Source organism: Janthinobacterium rivuli (assembly GCF_029690045.1).
Taxonomy (GTDB): Bacteria; Pseudomonadota; Gammaproteobacteria; order Burkholderiales; family Burkholderiaceae_D; genus Janthinobacterium; species Janthinobacterium rivuli.
Genome location: NZ_CP121464.1, coordinates 1,754,266 through 1,774,591 on the forward strand (window position 1 = coordinate 1,754,266; position 20,326 = coordinate 1,774,591).

The window sequence follows — 20,326 nt, forward strand, 5'->3', positions numbered from 1 at the left end:
CAATGCGCCCGCGCAGGCGCGGGCAGGGTGGTGATGGGGATTACGCGGCGATGCGCGAGGCGAAGTCGGCCAGGTAGCGGTCGGTAATGCGTTGCTGGAAGCGCAGGTTTTCCAGCGGCGGCACGGGCGTATAGTCGTAGTCGATGGCCAGCTTGCCCGCCTTGAGCGTGTCCTTGTCGTTGTACTGCTCGTCATACCAGGCATGGCCGTCGATGATGTAGCCCTGCAATTTCAGGTCGCGGAACTTGGCGTTGATGCTTTCCAGCAGGTCGCGCACCAGGGATGGATGCAAGGGCAGATCGACAAAGGAGAAATGCGCTTCGGCGATGGTGTCGGCCAGCACCTGGGCCGTGCGCGTATAGCTTTCGAAATAGAAGAAGCCGCCCGGTGCCTCGCAGGTGCGCGAACCCCAGAAGCGGTAGCCGCCCATGTTAATCAGGGTGGTCACTTCCTTGGCGTTGAGCACGCCGGCGTCGGTGGCCGGGTCTTGCAGGTCGAAAAACACGTCCTTGCTGATGCCGGTCGGGCCGTTGACGACCACGTTGGACAGCGTCTTGTGCCAGCCCGTTTCCTCGTCAATCTTGGCGCGCAGGCCCATGGCGTAGGCCACGGCGGAAATGCTGGCTTCCTCGTCGATGGCGGTATCCCAGTTCACAAAATCGGGCCAGATGATCATGACCTCGCGCTGGCCAAACTGGCCGCGATAGGTGGTGGCGGCCACCACGTTGCTGCAGCCATACGCTGAGGCGTACACGAAGCTGCGCAGTTGCTGTGCCACGCTGGCCAGGGCGTTGGTGACGGCCTTGGTGTCCAGGCCCGGCGCGCCCAGGACGCGCGGCTTCACGCCGAGTTTACTTTGCGCTGCCAGCAGCGCTTTGGCGCCCAGGTACTTGCCATCGGGCGACACGCCGCCCACGGCATTGGTGGTGGTTTCCGCTTCCGTTTCGCCTTCGGCCACACGCACCACGACGGTCAGGGGTTTGGTCTGTGCGGCAATCGCTTCCAGCGCGCGGTACAAGGTGCCGGTCTTGCCGGCCTTGCCCATGGCGGCCAGCACGTTGGTGATGAGCACGGGCGTGTCGAGCGGGAAAGCGGCCGGGTCGGCATCGTCGGCCGTGGCGATCAGGCCCAGCACAGCCGTGGACACGGTGCGGATCGGGCGCGAACCCTCGTTGATTTCAATGACGCGCACGCCATGGTGGTAGTCGGTGGCCATGTGGCTCTCCTGGTAGGTGGTGAATGTCGGGGGTGTTACTGGGTGTTGCCTGCATCATCGAAGGCGCGCCGGGCCTCTTGCGGCAAGGCGTCGGCGATGCGCTGGAATTCGGCGCTGACGGCCGCCTGCAGGGCGTCCATATCCTGTGCGGCGGTGACCGTCGCGCAGATGGTGATGTCGAGCAGGCAGGTGCGCGCTGTGGCGATGGCTTGCGCGCTCGCCGCGTCGCCGCTGGTCAAGGCGGCAAAGCCGATACCGGCCAGGCGGTTGAGGATGCCGTCACGGCGCGCGCGAACGGTATCGAGGTAGATGGCGCACACTTGGTCATAGGGAATGGCAGGGGCCGGCGTGATGCGCAGCGCCCCTTTGACAAACTTGAACGATCCGCCGGATGCGCGGGCGGTATGGGCGGCCAGGTGGTCCGCCTCGGATACCTCAAACACATCGGACGGGATGTCCTGGTACTCGATGTTGACGGGGTAAAAAAAACCTGTGCTCGGGGAATATCTGACGGGCATGATTAGTATCCAATCGCAAAATAGGATGGGGTGATGCCGGCCGAAAGCGCATTCCCGTTGTAGGTGAACAGCCGACAGCCCGCTTTTGTCCTCATACCGGCGTTGATGTTGCTGGGCAGACTGGACCCGCTTCCACCTTGCCCTTCATATCCAGGGAAGACGTGAAAACACGCGTTGGGAAACGGAATAGGGAAGATCACGTCGACATAGCCAGATTCCGGTGTCTGTGCTCCGCCGCCCCATTGCAGGATCATGCCGCCGGGTTGTTTCTGGTAGCCGCTCGAAGACAACATCGCCGCAAAGTCGGCATTGCGCCACAGCTCGGCGGTCGAGTCGATGACTTGCCAGACTTTTGGCGCGGTCGCCATGAGGGTGAGGGATTGCCCAGGCTTGATCGTGATGCTTGGCACGTTGAAGACATCAAATCCAATGTTCACGCCTGGCGCGGCAATAATGGTGCCACTATTGAGAAGTCCGAAGAACCTGACGCACTTGCCGGAATTGTTGGGAATGCCAAGCGATACCGGGTCAGGAATGGTGATGGCCTTGCCTGCAGTAGGGAAGTACAGGGCGCAGCCCATATCATCGGCGGTGAGTGTGCGGCTTTCAATGACGTCGTTATAGCGCACCATGTTTCCTTGTGTGCGCCGGACAAAATCGGCGTTGGCCAGCTTCTTCGACGCGTCAAATTTGGGCAGCGTTTCTACTTCCTTCATGCTGTATTGCGGGTGTGGGTCTTCGGCAGCCTGGTGCTTGGCCAGTTGCTGGTCGCCATAGGTGCGCGCGCTAGTGTCCTGCTGATCGACATACGCGACCTTGGCCAGCAGCGGGTGCGGATCGGCGGCGGCTTGGTGCTTGGCCAGCTGCTGGTCGCCGTATGTGCGTGCGTTGGTGTCTTGCTGGTCGACATAGGCGACCTTCGCCAGCAGCGGGTGCGGATCGGCCGCAGCCTGGTGATTGGCAAGTTGCTGGTCGGCGTAAATGGCGACTTTGCCGTCTTGTTGATCGACGTAGGCGACCTTCGCCAGGAGCGGGTGCGGGTCAACTGCAGCCTGGTGCTTGGCCAGTTGCTGATCGCCATAGCTGCGCGCGCTGGTGTCTTTCTGATCGACGTAGGCGACCTTGGCCAGGAGCGGGTGCGGATCAAGAGCCGCCAGGTGCTTGGCCAGTTGCGCGTCGCTGTAGGCGCGCACGATGATGTCCTGGTCATCGACATACTTGCGCGTGGCCAGAATGATGGACGGGTCGATTTTCAGTTCGATGGCGGCCGTGCTGGCGACGATCAGCACGATGCGCACGACTTGCGTGCGGCCGCTGCCCTCGGCCATTAATGGCTTGTAGCTGGGCGGGCAGTTGGCCACCGCGCACAGGTCGCCGGCCTCGTCAAAGATGCCAATTTCGCGTATCCACCAGCCGCCCACGTCCTCGGGCAAGACTTGCTCGACGATGATCTGGCTTGTGTTGGCCGGGTCGATGGTCAGCTGGTTCAGGCCCGCGCGGCGCACCTCGTGCACCAGCGCCTTTTGCGTGCGCACTGGCATGGGCAAATTGCCGTTGCCGTCGCCCACGGCCAGGCTTTTCAGTTTCAGGGTTTGGCCCAGGGCGATGGCGTTGGCCAGCTTGGCCTCGCCCACTTCGGTGAGAATAGCGAAATATGTGCTCATGGATAGATGGTCAGGGTGTCGATGGTATGGGATGCGCCGGCCTGCAACAGCGTGCCGCGCACTTCGATGGTTTCCGCGATCCAGGGATACACGGTCATGGCGTCGCCGTGGTAGGCGCAAGCGCCCGCGTAGACGTTGCCGCGACTTTCCAGATAAATGGCCAGGCCCGTCATGTGGCGGCTGACGGGCTTGGCGTCGGCAATCAGGCGCTCCATTTCCTGAAACATGGCGTCCGTGATGCCGGTATCGAGCACGCCGACATCGAGGCGGAAAGTGCCCGGCACGCCCGGCGGCCTGGTTTGCCACCATTCGGTAATGCGGATCAAATAGCCCAGGGACTCGACCACGCGGCGCACGGCGGCAATCGTGCCCTTGTGCTTGTGGATGAAATAGGCCGCCTTGATGGCGCCGCGCTTGATCGATTCGGGCCAGGCGTCGTCCCATCGGTCGACGGAACAGGCCCAGGCCAGAAACGGCAGCAGATTGACCGGGCAGCGGTCGGCGTTCCACAGATCGCGCAGCGGCACGGGCACGTTGACCAGCTCGGCGCAGGCCACGGCAATGGCGCGCTCCAGCGCCGTGGTATTGGGCGGCAGGGTGGGAACAAGCTTATTCATCGCGCACCACGACATTGAGCTTGATGGCGGTGCAGCGCGCGGCCTGGGTGGCATTCAGTTCGATGTCCGCCGCCGGGCTGGTCGAGACGACCTTGCGCACGCCTTCGACGTGGACGGCGGCGCTGCAGGCGGACCGGTAGATGCTGTGCCCCAGCGGGCGGCGCGGCTGCGACACGCGCACGGCGTTGGCGCGCGCGGCGTCCAGCAGAATCGGCACTTCCGGCCCGACGCCGATAAACAAGGTGGCCTCGATCTGGTAGTCGATGACCTGGGCGGCTTGCACCGTCAGGCGGTCACCCAGGGGGCGCACGTCCTCGGCATTGAGTGCGCGCGCCACGGTGGCCAGCAGCGCGGCGTCGGCGATGCCTGTGTCGTTATTGGCCAGCACCGTGACGGTGACGCTGGCCGGCGCCGGGCTGGTGGCGCTCGCGTCCTTGACCTGGCCGTCCGCACTGCGGGCGTGGAATTCATAGGAGGCTTTCGGGCCAGCCACGGACAGGCCGTCCGGCGCTTCCTGGATGCGCAGGCGGTAGGCGTCGTTATCTTCCATGACGGCGGCCACGGGCGGCAGGGCGTTGGGATTGGCCGGCGTGATGACCAGGCGCGCTACGTTGACGTTAGCGCCCAGCTGGTCCAAGTCGCCATCGAGGGCAAAGGCCAGCATGACGGCCTTGCCGGCCTCGTTGACGCGGTTGCGCAGGATGGTTTCTTGATAGCTGTTCTCTTCCAGCAGCTTGGTGGCCGGTTCCGATTCCAGCTCCAGCAGGGCCGTGACGGCGGCGCGCTCGGCTTCCGGCAGCAGGCTCACCAGGTGGGCTTTGCGCGTGGCCAGAATGGCTTCGAAGTCGAGCACCTCGACCACGCTGGGCGCCGGCAACTGGGTCAGGTCGATGGGCGTGCTCATACAGTGCCCCCTTGCTTGACGGGTACGGACAGGGTGATGCCCTGGCCATTCGCCGTGCCATCGAGCAGCAGGGCGATGGCGCCGTCCGTGTCGCGCGTGAGCTGCACGCTGGCCAGCTGCAAACGCGGCTCCCAGCGGCGCAGGGCAAAGGCGGTGGCGGCGTAGATGCGCAACTGCGTGGCGCTGTTCAGGGGCTGGTCGATCAGCTCGGGCACCTCGGAACCATAGCGGCGGCGCCGGATGCGTGAACCCATCGGCGTGGTCAAAATGTCGGTCACGGACTGGCGCAGATGGCCCAGGCCCGTCAGGCTGCGCCCGGTGGCGGCGTGCATGCCCATCATGATTGCGGCCCGCCCGACTGGTCGCCGCCGGCCTTGACGCCGCCGTGCGCATGCTTGGCCAGGCTGATGGCGCCGGCCAGCACGTCCTCGCTGGCTTTGATCGTCCCTTGCACGGCCATGGCCACGCCGCCAGCGGCGCCGGCTTTCGCGTTCACGCCGCCGTTCAGCGCGGTGGCGCCGTTGACAATCAGGTTTTTCATGACGGTCAGATCACCCGTGCAGATGGTGCTGGGCGCGTTCGACGTGACTTTGTCGGCCGTGATGGTGGCGCTGCCGCCGGGAAGGGTAGCCGTCAGGGCATGGGCCGCGTGGTCGTACTGCACCACGGCGCCGTCGGGGTAGTGCGTGGTGTGGATACTGTCGCTCGATTCGGGCGCGTCAAATTCCTGCGAGTACAGCGCCGGTACGATGACGCCGCGCGTCAGGTCGCCGCCTGGGGAAAAGACGATCACCTGTTCGCCCACGGTGGGCGCCGACCAGGTGCGCGTGCTGCCGGCGCGCGGCGTGGCCCATTTCAGCCATTCGGTGGTGAGTGTCGGGCCGAGCCGCACGCGCGCCCTGGCCCCTTTAACCTCGGCAATGGTGCCCAGGCGGATCAGGTTTTGCAGCAAGCGGAGGAGGTCGGACAGGTCGGCGTTCATGCAGTGCATGTTGCCGAAGTCCGCGTGCGGATGCACGCGGGGGCGGGTTGATATGAAGATTAGTAACTTTGTATACTGGAAAAAGATTTTTTGTTGGGATTAGATGGTTAAATCGCGCGCAGGGGTAATTTAATAGTTGGGGATATTATTCTTTTGTAGTGGATATTATTTAAAGTCCATTCTGATTCAATTCGATCAATAAATATAGTCCAAAAATCCAATTCCTTCGGTGTGAAGGTATTTGGTACGCGTAATATCGGGACGAAAAGGGTGATTTGATTATCGTTTGTTTCGGAAAGAATTGATACCGGGCCACTGCCTTTGCAGTACGAAATATGGTGTTCGAGTCTGGTCTGTGTAATATGTCTGAAGTCTGGAGAGGAAATTCCACTTAATGGCGATATGACGTAGAGAATTCCGGCGTAAGGATGCATGTCTTCGATACTGAGCCAATGAAATACAGCGGATAGTAAAACGTAGATGATTGCAAGGATTGCAAGCTGCCCCATGGGGTGCCCTGATTTTTCGAATATAGTAATGGCAAAAACAAGCGGAAGTAAAATAACGCCAAGTAATGAATTAATAGCTATTGCAAGATATCTTTGTTTTTTTGCAATTTTATCCAGTAAGCCATCATCTCCTTTAGAAAATTTTTTTGCCAATATGGAAAATATTAATAATACTGCTGATGATATTATAAAAATTTGAAAAGTTACAGAATTTGAAGTTTTGTATAAATTTTCTATTTCCTCATTTAGCTGTGGGGTTGTTGGGCTATTTTGTATTTCATTGAATAGAATTGTTGCTATGGTGAATATGGCAAAAGCTTTACCCGATGTGGGTAAGATCCATTCTTTTAAGAAGAGGGAAAGCCACTCTTTAATCGTATATTTTTTAAGCATAAATTATTTATTTAGTTTGATTGAATTTTTTTCGTGATGTTTGTTTTTAAAAATTAGCAATTTAAACTCAAAAATATATTTTTCTTTGAGTTGTAAATTCTGAAGGAATTTTTCGCTTACAAATAGTTCCATCCTGGTAACTTTAATGCATTTTTAACTTATTGTCTTTTTTATTTCGATGTGTAGTTCAGAATTTTTCGAAATATTTGAGAAGGGAGTTTCGTATTGAATCTCGATTTGCATCACTTATTCCCAAAAGTGGGCGGGCTGGATAGGAATAAGTTGCGCCTTTTTTTTTGACTCGGTCTTGCCAGCCAAACTGATGCACCCGCGCCACGCGCGCTACCCAGCCAAAGAAACCGACTTCGATCTGGTCGCCGGTCGCCTTCACTTTCAAGTGCTTGGCGGTACGAATCTTGGCGAACATCGCCGCCTTCTGCCGCTTGATGCGCCCGTTCTTCCCCTTGAATTCCTTGCGCCGCTTGCGCGCCGGATACGCGGCGCCATCCGGCCCCTGCTGCGCCTTGATGCGCTGCGCCTGGCTGCGGCGCAGGTCGATGGCCACCTTATGATTGATGGCGCGGCGTTGGGCCGGCTGCAGCTTGGCCAGCAGCGCGCCGGCCCAGGCTTCCAATGCGCGCAGGTCTTCGCTCATGGCGTGGCCTCGGGCGTGCGCCATTCGGCCAGCAGGGTCTCGCCGTCATACAGCTTCCAGAACTCGTCCGCATAGGCCGGCATGTGCTGTATCTCGGCCAGGTGCTTGATGTCCAGGCGGCCCGCCTCGCCGGTCTTGACGGCCACGCGCTCGGTCAGGTCCAGCTTGATGGAAATGTCGACCGTTTCATGGCTATTAAAATCCACCTCGAAGGCGATGCCATGCTTGCGCGTTTCCTCGTTGGCCATCAGGTCGAGCTGGTGGACTTTCAGCCAGGCGATCAGGGCCACCATGATGGCGTCGGCGTCGCCCGCGTAATCGGTGACGATCAGGTTGAGCTTGAAGCGGTATTCGAAGGAGAGGGAGGCGGTGGCCGACGCCACCACGTTGCCCTCGTCGGCGAAGACCAGCAGGCGGTCGGGGTCGCGCTGCAGGTCGGGGATGGCGGCGGCCAGGTGCTGGCGCAGGCTATTCGGTTTGTACATGGTAGGTGTCTCTTACTAGGTTGTAGGCGTCGATGCAGGCGTTCAGCTGGCGGGTGGCGTCGTCGCCGTCCCCGGCAATGGCGTCAAGAGCTGCCGCAGTCGCTGGGTCAAGTTCGGCGCGCGCTTGGTGCCGATGGCCTGCGGCAGCGGTGGGATCTGCAGTTGCAGCGCACTGGCCGCTGGCGATGGGGATTGACAGGCGCACAGCGCCGCTGCGCACGTCAGCATGGAAACGGTCGCGTTCAGTTTTCGCATGGGTTTGTTCCTGGGTGAGGTGGTCGGCGCGCTGCGCCAGGGCGGCGCCGGCGGCGCGCTCCAGCGTCAGCACGCGGGCGGTGGCCTGGGTCAGTGCGGTGGCGGCGGTGGATGTTTGGATAGCGGCCGCCCGCTGCAGTTCGGCGATGCTGGCGTCCTTGCGCCAGCCCTGCGTCGTCCAGCCCGCGATGGCGCCGCATAGCAGGCAGGCGGCCAGCGGGCGCCAGGTGAGCTCAATCACATGGCCACCCGTTCCTTGATCCAGCCGAACAGAAAACGGCGCTGGCTCTTGTTGGCTTCCGTGATTTCCAGGTAGCGCGCTGCCTGCAGACCATTCAAGGCGCGCAGCAGCACGGTGGCGCCATCCTGGCCGCGCCATTTGAGAAAAGCGGCCAGCGCACCCAGCGACTGCGCGCCCAGGCGGCCATCGACGAACAGGGCGGGATAGCGCGCGCCGGTGTCATTGAAACCGTTCAGCCAGCGCTGCAGGAACTCGGCCGCGCGGTGCGGCCCCATGTTCACGCCCGTGTCGATCACTTCGGCGCCGATGCCGGCATGCAGGGACAGCACCTGGTCGAATTTCGGTTCCGTGATGTAGCGCGCCGTGTAAATGGCGCGCGCCACGGCCACAGGCAGGTCGCGTATCGGGCCTTGATAGCCGTTGGCGCGCGCCACGGCCACGGTGATGCCGAAATTGGTTTCGCCGCCTTTGTCGGCTGGGTCGTTCACATAGCCGCCTTCGGCGCGCAAGATGGCGTCGATGGTGCGCGCGATCAGCGGGTTTTCCATGGCGACCATCAGTGTTCCTTCGCGTCTTTGACCAGCTCGGCGATGTCCTTGTCGCTGCGGCGCTGGAACCACAGGGCCACTGCGCGCGATACCCACCAGCCGGGGGCGCCGACGATCAGATCGATGGCGGACGCGTTGACCATGGCGCCGATGGCGGGGAGCTGGGCGCACAGGAGCTGGTACACGGTGCCGCCCAGCAGGCACGAGAATACGCCCGCGCAGGCCAGGCGGGCGACGAATTCGCCCTTGTTGAAGGTTCCGTCGGCATTCAGCGGCGGCAGCACGATGTACAGCATGGCCGCGCCGACCATGCCGAGCGCCGCCTTGAAGCCGTACAGTTTGACCAGGGTGGCGAAACCACCAAACGATTCTGCGGACATTGCTTGATTCTCCGGTGAGAGGGTAGATAGATTTTTCATGAGGGTAAAAAGGTGGATTGCCGCGTTAATCCCATAGCTGCACGATGTCCGCAGCTTTGGCCGTGCTGGGTGCCGGCTCGGGCAGGGTGACGACCAGGCCGGCCGGCAGCACGGCGCCGTGGCGCGCCAGCGCGGGATTCATTTCCAGGGTTTGCTCGACGTATCCCGCACCGTCGCCCATGTAGCGCCACACCAGGGCGTCTACCGTGTCGTGCTGCTGCGTGCGTACCTGCATCAGATCAGTTCCACGGTCAGGTGCGTGCGCCCGACGATATCTGCGATGGCCCATTGCGCATTGCGCCGCTGCGCGCCGGGCGCCTCGTCCAGCCATTCCATGCTTTTCTTGTCGCTCACGGACGTGGCCGTGCTGTCGTAATCGCGGTAACGCTCGATCAGGTCCGCTTTCGCCGTGCTGTAGACGGCGCGCCGGTACTGCGCCAGCAAGCGGGACTCGCGGTTGATGCGCGTGGCCGGCACGTCGACCAGGGCGGCGATATCGGCAGCGGCCTGCTTGCCCTGCCAATCGGCCAGCTCGCGGTTGACCTGCAGGATGGCGTCCACCACGGCTTGCACCAGGCGCGCGTCGGTGACGGTGCCGTCCAGGCGCATGGCGTCGCGCATATCGGCGAGGGCAATATCGGGAAACCAGCCGTCGTTTTCGATGACGCCAGGGGTAGGCGTCGGCGGCGCGGGCGTGGCGCCGGGCGGGATGGACGGGGGCAGGGCCATGAAGGACATACGGGGCTTTCAAAAATGGGGCGGTGGACGGGGTTCATCAGGCCGAGATTGTTGCCAATGCGTTGGCCAGAATCCCCCCGTGCCGCCGTGCTGCGGGGGATGCTCTTACGTGGAACCAGCCGCGCGCTTGATGCGCCGCTCCAGCCGTTCCATATCTTTCTTGACGCCGCACGACTCGGACAGGGCGCGGGCGCGTTTCAACTGGCCCATGGCGTTTTCCGCTTGCGGCACCAGCGCCGGTGCGATGTCCGTGTCGTCGGCCTGATCGAGCACGGCGATCAGGGCCAGGCCGATGGCCTTGTGCAGCTTGGCGCGCGCCTGGTCGGGTGCGTCGCTGGTGGCCGTCAGCTGTTCCACCTGGCCCAGCACCTGGGCCGCGTGCTGCGGGTCGCTGGCCAGCTTGCCGTGCAAGTAGCCTTCGGCAAACTCGTCCAGCATCAGGGTGGCGATGTCGCGGCTGTAGGTGTCGGGCAAGGTGAACTTGTGTTCCAGCGCATAGGCGGCCATGACCAGGGCACGCTCATACTCGCCCGTGTCGATATGCCACACCAGCAGGCTGGCAAACACGTCATCCTGGGCGCCCTTGCCGCCGGCCAGCACGCCGTCGATCCACTGCGCGTAATCCGGCAGCAAGGTGGCCTTGACTTCGATCTTGCGTTCGACCGACTGGATGGACTTCAAGCGCCGGCGGTCGTCGGCCAGCTTGTAGAGCATCAGCTCATAGGCCGTGCCGGTGGTGACGCCTTGCGGCGCGGCGGCGCCGGCCGTGCGCTCGGCCAGCATGCGCGCGCGGTGGCGCAGGGCAGGGGATTGATTGGCCATTATTTGTCTTTCAGCTCGATGTTTTCCACCAGCGCGGCCAGGCCCAGGTCTTCGATCACGTAGGCGTCGTTGGACGATTCGTAGTTCTCGATGCGGTCGCGCTTGGGCACGTCCTCGACGCGGCGGCGGCGCGCGCCTTCCTGGAAGTAGATCGACAGATTGTCGAAGCGCGTGATGAGGATGGCGTTATCGGGGAAGAAGGGCACGCGCGCGGCCGGCAAGCCGCCGATGCGTTTCTGGCTGATGATGATGTCGGCCGCCAGGGTTTCCGTGGGCGCCTGCTTGGTGTTGACCAATGGAAAATACTTGTCGTTCAACAGCTTGCGCCCGACGATGGCCACCAGATTGGTGTCTTCCTGATACCACGGGTCCAGCAGGTTGACGGCATCGGTGACGGCCGCGTCCAGGTTGGCGTAATCCGCATCGGCTACGTCGCCGATGATGACCTTGCCCGGCATGCCTGCGGCGACCAGGCCCAGCACGCGCTCGGGCGCCAGCTCGCGCAGGTGCTGCAGCCAGCCCTTGTTCACGTCCTGCAGCAGCGGGTTGGCGTCCAGATCGGTGTCTGCCATGGCTTTCACGCCATTGAAGCCGATGACGATGCGGTCCAGCGCCTGGCGCGTCAAGATGGCATTGGCCACGCGCGACTGGAAGTCGGGGAACTTGGCCCAGGCGTCCAGCTTGGCATAGTTCAGATGCGTGTCGAAGTTGGTCTGCTCGCAGCGGTACTTGGTGCCGTCCAGGGTGGACAGGTCGCGCGTCTTGCGTTCCTTGTCCTTGGTATTGGTGCGGCCGGCAATCGGGCCGGATACGCCTAGGCCCAGCTTTTCGCCTTCCTGCTCGGTCACGCCGATGATGTTCACTTTCGTCAGGAACTCGCTCGATTCCTGCATTTTCGTTTCCAGCTTTTGCTGCACGCTGGGCGTGACGCTGAAGGTCTTGGCCACGTTGTCCGTGTCGTTCAGTTGGCCCAGGCGGGTTTCATATTGGCCAAAGACCTGGCGCGTTTGCTTTTTCATATATCGGTGCTCCGTTGTTGAATGGGGTGTCGTGGATGGCGTGGACGCTTAAAACTCGGTCTGCACGGCGCCGTCGTTGCCGGTGGCGGCCGGGCGGCGCGGGCCGTTACCGGGCGCTTCGTCCATCTGCGCCTTGAAGGTGGCCAGCTCGTCCTGGGTCGCTTTCTGCGCCTTTTCCGCCGCGTCGAGTCGCTTGAGGGTGTCGGCATAGTTGTCGTTGACGGTGACGACGTGGCCGGCCAGCGCCTGCACGGCTTCGCTGATGTCGGCGAACTGCGCGGCGTCGGCGCCGGATTTATTCGAAAAGCGCGACAGCAGGTTTTTCACGGCGTCGGCCAGCTTGGTGCCCTGCGGCTCGTCAAATTCCAGCGTCACCTCGACGGCGGAAGTAAACAGGTTGGCGCTTTGCTGCTTGCGGCTGGCCGAGAATTGCAGTGCCTCGGTGCCCAAGCTGGCCGGGCTGTCGGTGACGCCCAGGCCGACGAGGTAGGGCTGCGACGAGTCGGCAAAGTCGGGCTGGATTTCCAGGCTGGTGTACAGCTTCTGTTTCGCCTTGTTGATGGCGATCAGCTCCGGCGTGGGTTCGATCTGCGCGAACAGGGCCAGTTTCTTGCCGCTGTCGGTGTCCACTTCCTCGGCCTTGACGGCGATTACGTCGCCGTAGGCCTTGAACTGGCTGTCGGGCAGGATGCCGCGAATGTGCTCCAGCCAGATGCGCGCGCCGTAGGTTTTCGGGTTGTAGGTGGCGGCGATTTGCTCGATGGTGGCACGGTCGATGTTGCGGCCGTCCGTGGTGGCGCCTTCGGTGGCGACGCGGAAGAATTGGGATTTGGGCATGGTGGCGTGTCTCGGTTGATCGGATAACGCCATGGTCAACGTCTTGGCCCTGCGATTCAATGCGCTGCGGGTTGCTATGGCCAATAGCGACTTTTGCCTTTCCCCGTTCCGCGCGCGCGCGGCCTACGCTGGCGGCATGCTAGCAATTGAACAAAAACCCGAAGAAATAATCGCCGAACTGGCCGTGCCCGAGTCCGAGCCGCGCCGTGCCGCGCGCGCCCTGTACTGGAAGGGCTGGCGCATTTCGTCCATCGCCCGCCACCTGGGGATCAAGCGCAGCACGATCAATAGCTGGAAGGCGCGCGACGAATGGGACAAGGCCCAGGCCATCGAGCACGTGGAAGCGTCGGCCGAGCTGCGCCTGGTCAAGCTGATCGAAAAAGAGGTCAAGAGCGGCAGCGATTACAAGGAAATCGATTTACTCGCCCGCACCATCGTGCAGATGGCGCGCGTGCGCCGCTATGAGCAACCGGGCGGCAACGAGGTCGACCTCAACCCCAAACTGGCGAACCGCAATGCGGGGCCGAAGAAGAAGCCGACGCGCAACGACTTCAGCGAAGAACAGAAAATCCAGCTGCTCGACGCCTTCCAGGATTCGCTCTTCGACTATCAAAAGGTCTGGTTCCGCAACGGCGACCAGCGCACGCGCGCCATCCTCAAGTCGCGCCAGATCGGCGCCACCTGGTACTTCGCGCGCGAGGCGCTGGCCGATGCGATGAAGACGGGCCGCAACCAGATATTCCTGTCCGCGTCGAAGTCGCAAGCCCATGTCTTCAAGCAATACATCGTGCAGTTCGCGCGCGAGGCGGCCGGCATCGAGCTGACGGGCGACCCCATCGTGTTGCCGAACGGCGCGCACCTGTATTTCCTGGGCACCAACGCACGCACGGCGCAGGGCTACCACGGCAATTTCTACTTCGATGAATTCTTTTGGACGCAGAACTTCCAGGAGTTGAACAAGGTGGCCTCGGGTATGGCCATCCACAAGAAATGGCGCAAAACCTATTTCTCCACGCCTTCCTCGACCACGCACCAGGCTTATCCGTTCTGGACGGGCGAGCTGTTCAACAAGCGCCGCGCCAAGGTCGATCAAGTCAACATCGACGTGAGCCACGGCCGGCTCTCGTCGGGCTACACGGGCGAGGACAAGATCTGGCGCCAGATCGTCACCATCCTGGACGCCGAGCGCGGCGGCTGCAACCTGTTCGACATCGACGAGCTGCGCAACTTCGAATACAGCCCCGACCAGTTCGACAACCTGCTGATGTGCAATTTTATTGACGACTCGGCCTCGGTCTTTCCGCTGGCCGAGCTGCAGCGCTGCATGGTCGATTCCTGGGTGGAGTGGGACGACTACAAGCCGTTGCTGGGCCTGCGCCCGTTCGGCAACCGGCCCGTGTGGATCGGCTACGACCCGGCCTTGAACGGCGACAGCGCCGGCTGCGTGGTGCTGGCGCCGCCCATGACGGCCGGCGGCAAGTTCCGCATCCTGGAGCGCCACCAGTGGCGCGGGCAGAGTTTCGAAGACCACGCCGACGCCATCCGCCAGATGACCCAGCGCTACAACGTCGAGTACATCGGCATCGACACGACCGGCATGGGCATTGGCGTGCTGCCCATCGTGCGTGGCTTCTTCCCGGCCGTCACGGCCCTGAATTACTCGCCCGAAGTCAAAACCCGCATGGTGCTGAAAGCCAAAAACATCATCAGCAAGGGGCGGCTGGAGTTTGACGCCGGCTGGACGGACATTGCGCAATCGTTCATGGCCATCCACAAGACCCTGACCCCCAGCGGGCGGCACGTGACGTATGTCGCCGGCCGCAGCGATGAAACCGGCCACGCCGATCTGGCGTGGGCCTGCATGCATGCCCTCGATCACGAGCCATTCGAAGGTACCACCGACAACCACCACTCTTTCATGGAGATTTATTCTTGAGCAAAGCACGACACATGCGCGCGCGCGGCCAGCAGGCCGAGGGCGCGCCATCAACAGCGGCCACGGCGCCGGCCGCCGCCGGCATCGAGGCTTTTTCCTTCGGCGACCCGACGCCCGTGCTCGAGCACGCCGACATTCTCGATTGCTTCGAATGCTGGAAGAACGGCCACTGGTATGAGCCGCCCGTCAACCTGGCCGGCCTGGCCAAGTCGTTCAACGCGGGCGTGCACCACAGCAGCGCCATCCACTTCAAGGCCAACGTGCTAGCGTCCACCCTGATTCCCAGCAAGTACCTGTCGCGCGACGCGTTCAAGCGCATGGCGCTCGACTTCCTGACGTTCGGCAATGCCTACCTGGAAGACCGGCCCAGCCGCAGCGGCAAGGCGCTGGCATACCAGCACGCCCTGGCCAAGTACATGCGGCGCGGCGTCGATCTGGACACGTATTTTTTCGTCAACGGCTACCAGGCCGTGCACCAGTTCGACAAGGGCCGTGTGTTTCACCTGATGGAGCCGGACGTGAATCAGGAGCTGTACGGCGTGCCGCAGTACCTGAGCGCGCTGCAGTCGGCCTGGCTCAATGAGGCGGCCACCTTGTTCCGCCGTAAGTACTACAAGAACGGCTCGCATGCGGGCTTCGTGTTCTACATGACGGACGCCGCCGCCAACACCCAGGACGTGGACAACCTGCGCCAGGCCATGCGCGACAGTAAAGGGCCGGGCAACTTCCGCAATCTGTTCATGTACGCGCCGAACGGCAAGAAGGACGGCATCCAGATTCTGCCGGTATCGGACGTCGCTGCGAAGGACGAGTTTTTCAACATCAAGAGCGTCACGCGCGACGACCAGCTGGCCGCGCACCGCGTGCCGCCGCAGCTCATGGGCATCCTGCCGAACAATGCCGGCGGCTTCGGCGCCGTGGAGCCGGCCGCGCGTGTCTTCGCGCGCAATGAGCTGGTGCCGCTGCAGGCGCAGTTCGAAGCGATCAACGAGTGGGCCGGCGTGGAAGTGGTGAGGTTTGCCCCGTATGACCTGGCGACAGGCGGGGAGGGCGCGCAATGAGCGACCATATCGACAACACGGACAAGATCATCTTCGCCGAAGTTGCGCGCGGCCTGGCCGCGGTGCGCAGCCGGCCCGCCCTGGTGGCGCATGGCTGCTGCCACTACTGCGACGAGGCGCTGGCGCCCGGGCTGCTGTTCTGTGGCGTGGACTGCCGCGATGATTACGAGAAGGAGCAGGCGGCCAAGGCCCGCGCCGGCCGCCCAGGATGACCGCCACGCCGCGCTAGCCAGCAGGGCAGGGCCGAGACAGTCCAGCCGCGCCGAAGCACCCCAGCCACCGCACAAGCCGCCCACGAGGCGGCTTTTTCACGTCCCGACGATTGATGTTGCGCCAGAAGCAAGAAAAAAGCCCATTTCGGCCCGGCGCGCGCAGTTGTCCCCCCTCCACACCTGCCCGCTATATAGGGCTCTTTTGACTCAAATGTGCGCCATGGCCGAAGGCGCATGAGGACTGGCGTGGCGGGGCGAAGAGGGGGCATGCGATTTGACGCATTTTGACGCACTTTGAGTAGCTACACGTTGTTCGAAACCCTTCTATTCCCATTGGCAATCTTGCATTAAATGTGTGCAAACTTGACAATTTCATGCTAGGAGGTAATAGTGGTAAAAAGTAGAGGCAACTTTTAACGCATGCTTTGAGATAGAGCCCTATTTTTAAATGGCGTGACTGAGGATTCTGATTTCAAGGACTGACGATGAAAAAAACCGTTTTTGTGATAATGCCGTTTGTTCAAGCAAATAATAGGGACCAAGATGAGCTTACTAAGTTTTTCACCGATCATATAAAAGATCCTATCGAAAATAGTAGAGATCTAGACGGGAAATATGTTGTAAATCGTTCGTCTGATGATTTTTTAATATTGGATAATATACTTCTTGATTTGGCGAATGCAGATCTTGTAATTTGTGATCTTTCAGGGGTTACCGCTAACGCAAATGTTATCTTCGAACTTGGGATACGTTTGTCAGTATCTCATAAACCCGTGATATTGATACGCGAGAACCTTGATTCTAATAAATCGATGTTTGATGTTCATGGTCTTCATGCTTTTCATTACAAAATGAGTAGTACTAAAGATTTGGAACGATTTCTTATTAAGAAGATTTCAGAATATGACGACGATAGTTCAAAGTACAGTTCTCCGGTATTGAAAATACTCAATCATGAGGCCGCGTTTTGGATGCAGTTGCCTATACGGAAGGCAAGCGCATTTCTTGGCGGGATATCAAGTGCCGCTGACGCAAATTTACGCGCATTTACGAAGGCAATTAATATTTTCTTGCGAAAGAATGAAGTTCATGATTTTTTGGTTGATGACCCCGCTACGGTATATAAGCCAATAGAGAGTTTATCTGAAAATGTCAAGGCATTGAACTGTCTGGAGTCATTTTCGTACAACATAAGTTCTATTCCATCACTTGATTCATATCTGTCCTCTGTATATTTGCTAGGTCTTATTGAGGAATCAATTGAGAGGAAATTTAGAACGTACGCAATGCATTATTCTTTGCATTTCAATAAAGGTAATTCTGGATTTTTCTGGGATCGCAGGTTTGATGAAATTCATGCTTATGCAAAAGAAACATTGATTTTGATGAATTTGTGTCGTACGACAATTAAAATATTAAGATCAAAGCAGGGTAGCGAAGAGCGAAATGAATATATAAAATCATTTGATGGAATAATTAACTCTAGTGAATTTGAGAATATGTAATGGCTAATTATATAAATAAAACAATCCTTTCTGAGTCTTATGCACATATCAATGTGGTAGAGCTTACTGCTGAGGAAAAGATTGAATTTGAAATGGATATTAAGACATACCAAGCGCCTCGTGCAAAACGTATGCTTGGGATTGATATCGAGCCAGTAGTGAGAACGGAGGATGGCTCACTAAAGGTTTATTTGACGGTTTATGGATCTTTATCTGACGCACTCGGCGACTTTGATGATTTTAGAGATGCTCTCCAAAACCTTTATATGTCCTCAAAAATGGTCGCAGATGCTTGTAATCTTGAAAGCTTATTTTTGTCGGGAGCATCAAAGAAACAATTGATTCGGGCTGAAGCAAGAACCGGGGTGGTGAAAGCTACTAGAGAGTTGTTTGATCTTTCTACTTACTTGGCGGAGTCTCGTGACAAGTATTCTCATAAGAAGTTGAGTTTATTAATAGCTGATTTGGATAGGAAGGTAACTACGTTAAATAAAAATCTTACCTTTGCAAAAGATAGATTGATGGTATGGCGGGAAATTCATCCATTGGCAAAAAAGATTCCTGCGAACATTCATAATTTGCAACAAAGTCCTGATGAGGAATTTCAAAAAACGAATAAAGCCAATGTTCTAGAAACTTCAAATAGAATTTTTGGCTATATAAAAAGCTCTCTGGCAGATGTTGAAGCTGAGGAACTTTGATTCATTATCGGGCGGTTTTTTAATTGCCTGGAGGAAGCGAGCAGGGCGCCCTCGCACTCTGTGTGAGATTCGAAGAGCTGGGGCTACCCGCCCCGAATCCTTAACCGCTGTTGCTTGCACATGCATGTCCTACTGATGAACTGTGTGGATGCACAGCATTGACTTGAGAGCGTGATGAGGGGGGTAAGTATTCCAGCGGGGTGTCCTGCTTGTCAGCGTTGATGATGCCGCCTACAATCGGTTTGTTGGTGTGAGCCCATTATTATATATAGTAGTGGGGATACGCTGAAGGAGAGGGGAAACCCTTCATGGAAATTAACTATATTTCAAGGTTCTTCGGATTCCGTAGTGACCGGGAGAAGACGAATTTTAGGAGGCAATATGTCAGTTAGTATACTTGATATGGATAAAGAACTTAAGATTGCGGTAGGCCGTATAGTCTTGCTTGAGGCTGCGCTTGGTACGTTAATTAAACACCAATTTTCTAAAGAGCAGATTGGTGAGCTGGTAACTCACCTTGAGATCGAGAACGCTCGCTTGCTTCAGATTGGGCTTCCAAACCTGGACGGTAGTATTCTTAAGTCCCTGAAAACAAATTTATGATAGTGCACGGCCAGGTCTGGTTGTTGTCGGTAAATTTGTAGGTACGTCCCAGAAATAATGGCTGTAAGCTGCATTTTAAATTGGTGTTCGCATTACACCGCTTCCGCTAGGAAATAAAGAAACCGCCTTCGGGAGGTTTTTTTGCCTGGCGGAATCGAGCAGGACGCCTTCGCGCCCGCGTGTGAGATTCGAAGGGCTGGGCCTACCGGCCCGGCCCGCCTCGAATCCTCCAACTGCTGCCGCTGCGCGGCAGCTCCGCACGCCGCAGGCACGCGTTCGTGATTCGAATTAGCTTTTAGACTGAGCCAGCTTTCACAGCACCAATGCCTCAGTCCGTGTCTGAAAGCCGGACCTGAGCCTCGCGTATATCCGTTAATTTTTTCATCCAGTGTTGCGTTGTCAAGAAGTATTGATATTTCACAATGGCACCCCATTTAGTTGTCTATGCCCATGCAGTTCGCATAGGACCTTATAGGAGAGAAGAAAAAAATGGCAAGGCACCAGGTCAAATCTTTCAAGGTAGCTATCACCCCTTCTGGAAAATCGGTTCATGTTGAAATCGAGACAGATCTCAAAAAACCGTATAAATTTGAACTCACTTGTGACACAAACTATCCGACAGTGCAGAATATTGAGAATAAGCTGAAAGAGGCCTTAAAACACTGTGTTGATACATATGAAAAGGTCGAAGTCAGCTATTTCAAAGATCGTTTCTTCGTAACGATCAATGTGACCGATTTCATTAACACTCGGTTTTCCGGAAAAGCAGTATAGGTATTTAGGCCCGCAAATGCCGGCTGTGTGCATCACACCGCCTCCGTACGTAAATAAAAGAAGAGGCACCCATCGGGTGGCTCTTCTTTTATTTACGTACGGAGGCGAGCAGCGCTGCGTTCATAGAGGCGGTACGCTACTGCGGTATCGCTGCATCGCAGAGGTCTGATTAGGGTGTCGGTGCTAGATCAGAGTATGAGGCGAGCGCACAAAAAAAGCTGTCATTTTGTTGTCATTCCTAGGCTAAAACAGCCCAAAAACAACCCAAATAATGACAGCCTTCTTCTTGCTAACTACTTGATTCTAAACAATTCAGTGGTGGAGACGGCGGGAATCGAACCCGCGTCCGCAAGCACTCTACAGACAGTTCTACATACTTAGCACTATCATTTAATTTAACTCAGCCAGCACGGATGTGCACGTTATGGGCAAGCGAGTTACCTATTATTTAGTCGGACGCTAAGTAACCCAGCATACGACGAGTCCCTGTAAATGACTCTAGAGCTTTTGACGGCCCACCCCAGGGACGAGGTGTTCTAGAGCTAACAGCGATTAAGCTGCCAGTGCGTACGAGTTATCGTTTGCAGTTAAGTTTTTTCAGGTTGTATTTACGAGGTAGCCCGCCCTCGGTATGCCCTGCGCTGCTTTGCAACCCACGTCGAAACCAGGTCGTCCCCACAGAACCTTCATTGTAGCGCAATCTGCCCACTCT

Annotated in this window: 24 protein-coding genes and 1 other RNA gene; 6 read left to right on the forward strand and 19 right to left on the reverse strand. The window is 58.4% G+C overall.

Annotated elements, in window-relative coordinates:
• Window positions 1-40: 40 nt before the first annotated feature.
• From P9875_RS07940 to P9875_RS08025, 18 genes are all read right to left on the reverse strand, one after another.
• Window positions 41-1,216, reverse strand: a complete 1,176-nt coding sequence (locus P9875_RS07940; protein WP_278318038.1) for a phage tail sheath protein — start codon at window positions 1,214-1,216, stop codon at window positions 41-43.
• A gap of 35 nt (window positions 1,217-1,251) precedes the next feature.
• A complete protein-coding gene (locus P9875_RS07945) occupies window positions 1,252-1,734 on the reverse strand; it encodes a hypothetical protein (protein WP_278318039.1) in 483 nt (160 codons plus the stop codon).
• 2 nt (window positions 1,735-1,736) lie between these two features.
• Window positions 1,737-3,398, reverse strand: coding sequence for a phage tail protein (locus P9875_RS07950; RefSeq protein ID WP_278318040.1), 1,662 nt, complete (start codon window positions 3,396-3,398; stop codon window positions 1,737-1,739).
• Window positions 3,395-4,015: a phage tail protein I gene (locus P9875_RS07955; RefSeq protein WP_278318041.1), complete on the reverse strand. Its 621-nt coding sequence runs from the start codon at window positions 4,013-4,015 to the stop codon at window positions 3,395-3,397. Before P9875_RS07955 ends, P9875_RS07950 begins: the two co-directional genes overlap by 4 nt.
• Window positions 4,008-4,919, reverse strand: a complete 912-nt coding sequence (locus P9875_RS07960) for a baseplate assembly protein (RefSeq protein ID WP_278318042.1) — start codon at window positions 4,917-4,919, stop codon at window positions 4,008-4,010. Before P9875_RS07960 ends, P9875_RS07955 begins: the two co-directional genes overlap by 8 nt.
• A complete protein-coding gene (locus P9875_RS07965; protein WP_141172291.1) occupies window positions 4,916-5,260 on the reverse strand; it encodes a GPW/gp25 family protein in 345 nt (114 codons plus the stop codon). The genes P9875_RS07960 and P9875_RS07965 overlap by 4 nt, the downstream gene beginning before the upstream one ends.
• Window positions 5,257-5,910 carry a phage baseplate assembly protein V gene (locus tag P9875_RS07970; protein WP_278318044.1) on the reverse strand — a complete coding sequence of 218 codons (654 nt, stop codon included), beginning with the start codon at window positions 5,908-5,910 and terminating at the stop codon, window positions 5,257-5,259. The genes P9875_RS07965 and P9875_RS07970 overlap by 4 nt, the downstream gene beginning before the upstream one ends.
• Window positions 5,911-6,008: 98 nt before the next feature.
• Window positions 6,009-6,803 (reverse strand): hypothetical protein, encoded by a 795-nt coding sequence (locus P9875_RS07975; protein ID WP_278318045.1) that lies wholly within the window; start codon window positions 6,801-6,803, stop codon window positions 6,009-6,011.
• Between the two features lie 187 nt (window positions 6,804-6,990).
• Complete coding sequence (locus P9875_RS07980) at window positions 6,991-7,458, reverse strand: phage virion morphogenesis protein (RefSeq protein ID WP_278318046.1); 468 nt, start codon at window positions 7,456-7,458, stop codon at window positions 6,991-6,993.
• Window positions 7,455-7,943, reverse strand: coding sequence for a phage tail protein (locus P9875_RS07985; RefSeq protein WP_278318047.1), 489 nt, complete (start codon window positions 7,941-7,943; stop codon window positions 7,455-7,457). The genes P9875_RS07980 and P9875_RS07985 overlap by 4 nt, the downstream gene beginning before the upstream one ends.
• Window positions 7,927-8,439, reverse strand: a complete 513-nt coding sequence (locus tag P9875_RS07990; RefSeq protein ID WP_278318048.1) for a lysis system i-spanin subunit Rz — start codon at window positions 8,437-8,439, stop codon at window positions 7,927-7,929. Before P9875_RS07990 ends, P9875_RS07985 begins: the two co-directional genes overlap by 17 nt.
• Window positions 8,436-8,996, reverse strand: coding sequence for a glycoside hydrolase family 108 protein (locus tag P9875_RS07995; protein ID WP_278318049.1), 561 nt, complete (start codon window positions 8,994-8,996; stop codon window positions 8,436-8,438). The genes P9875_RS07990 and P9875_RS07995 overlap by 4 nt, the downstream gene beginning before the upstream one ends.
• Window positions 8,996-9,367: a hypothetical protein gene (locus P9875_RS08000; RefSeq protein WP_070224671.1), complete on the reverse strand. Its 372-nt coding sequence runs from the start codon at window positions 9,365-9,367 to the stop codon at window positions 8,996-8,998. The genes P9875_RS07995 and P9875_RS08000 overlap by 1 nt, the downstream gene beginning before the upstream one ends.
• A 64-nt stretch (window positions 9,368-9,431) precedes the next feature.
• Window positions 9,432-9,641: a tail protein X gene (locus P9875_RS08005; RefSeq protein WP_278318050.1), complete on the reverse strand. Its 210-nt coding sequence runs from the start codon at window positions 9,639-9,641 to the stop codon at window positions 9,432-9,434.
• Window positions 9,641-10,144, reverse strand: coding sequence for a head completion/stabilization protein (locus P9875_RS08010; protein WP_278318051.1), 504 nt, complete (start codon window positions 10,142-10,144; stop codon window positions 9,641-9,643). Before P9875_RS08010 ends, P9875_RS08005 begins: the two co-directional genes overlap by 1 nt.
• Window positions 10,145-10,249: 105 nt before the next feature.
• Window positions 10,250-10,966 carry a phage terminase small subunit gene (gene gpM, locus P9875_RS08015; protein ID WP_278318052.1) on the reverse strand — a complete coding sequence of 239 codons (717 nt, stop codon included), beginning with the start codon at window positions 10,964-10,966 and terminating at the stop codon, window positions 10,250-10,252.
• A complete protein-coding gene (locus P9875_RS08020) occupies window positions 10,966-11,985 on the reverse strand; it encodes a phage major capsid protein, P2 family (RefSeq protein ID WP_278318053.1) in 1,020 nt (339 codons plus the stop codon). Before P9875_RS08020 ends, gpM begins: the two co-directional genes overlap by 1 nt.
• 48 nt (window positions 11,986-12,033) lie before the next feature.
• The gene (locus P9875_RS08025) at window positions 12,034-12,822 is read right to left on the reverse strand and encodes a GPO family capsid scaffolding protein (protein ID WP_278318054.1); all 789 of its coding nucleotides are present in this window, start codon (window positions 12,820-12,822) and stop codon (window positions 12,034-12,036) included.
• A 136-nt stretch (window positions 12,823-12,958) separates the two neighbouring features.
• Between P9875_RS08025 and P9875_RS08030 the strand changes: the two genes are divergently transcribed.
• The 6 genes from P9875_RS08030 (at window position 12,959) to P9875_RS08055 (ending at window position 18,840) form a co-directional block, all read left to right on the forward strand.
• On the forward strand, window positions 12,959-14,758 hold the full coding sequence (locus tag P9875_RS08030; protein WP_278318055.1) for a terminase ATPase subunit family protein: 1,800 nt from the start codon (window positions 12,959-12,961) through the stop codon (window positions 14,756-14,758).
• Window positions 14,755-15,819 carry a phage portal protein gene (locus P9875_RS08035; RefSeq protein ID WP_423221824.1) on the forward strand — a complete coding sequence of 355 codons (1,065 nt, stop codon included), beginning with the start codon at window positions 14,755-14,757 and terminating at the stop codon, window positions 15,817-15,819. Before P9875_RS08030 ends, P9875_RS08035 begins: the two co-directional genes overlap by 4 nt.
• Window positions 15,816-16,031 (forward strand): hypothetical protein, encoded by a 216-nt coding sequence (locus P9875_RS08040; RefSeq protein WP_278318056.1) that lies wholly within the window; start codon window positions 15,816-15,818, stop codon window positions 16,029-16,031. Before P9875_RS08035 ends, P9875_RS08040 begins: the two co-directional genes overlap by 4 nt.
• A 485-nt stretch (window positions 16,032-16,516) precedes the next feature.
• Window positions 16,517-17,536, forward strand: coding sequence for a hypothetical protein (locus tag P9875_RS08045; RefSeq protein ID WP_278318057.1), 1,020 nt, complete (start codon window positions 16,517-16,519; stop codon window positions 17,534-17,536).
• Window positions 17,536-18,237 carry a hypothetical protein gene (locus P9875_RS08050; protein WP_278318058.1) on the forward strand — a complete coding sequence of 234 codons (702 nt, stop codon included), beginning with the start codon at window positions 17,536-17,538 and terminating at the stop codon, window positions 18,235-18,237. The genes P9875_RS08045 and P9875_RS08050 overlap by 1 nt, the downstream gene beginning before the upstream one ends.
• A gap of 381 nt (window positions 18,238-18,618) precedes the next feature.
• Window positions 18,619-18,840: a hypothetical protein gene (locus P9875_RS08055; RefSeq protein ID WP_278318059.1), complete on the forward strand. Its 222-nt coding sequence runs from the start codon at window positions 18,619-18,621 to the stop codon at window positions 18,838-18,840.
• A gap of 1,090 nt (window positions 18,841-19,930) precedes the next feature.
• On the opposite strand, the gene ssrA is transcribed toward P9875_RS08055, so the two are convergent.
• Window positions 19,931-20,291: a transfer-messenger RNA gene (ssrA, locus tag P9875_RS08060) on the reverse strand.
• Window positions 20,292-20,326: the final 35 nt, after the last annotated feature.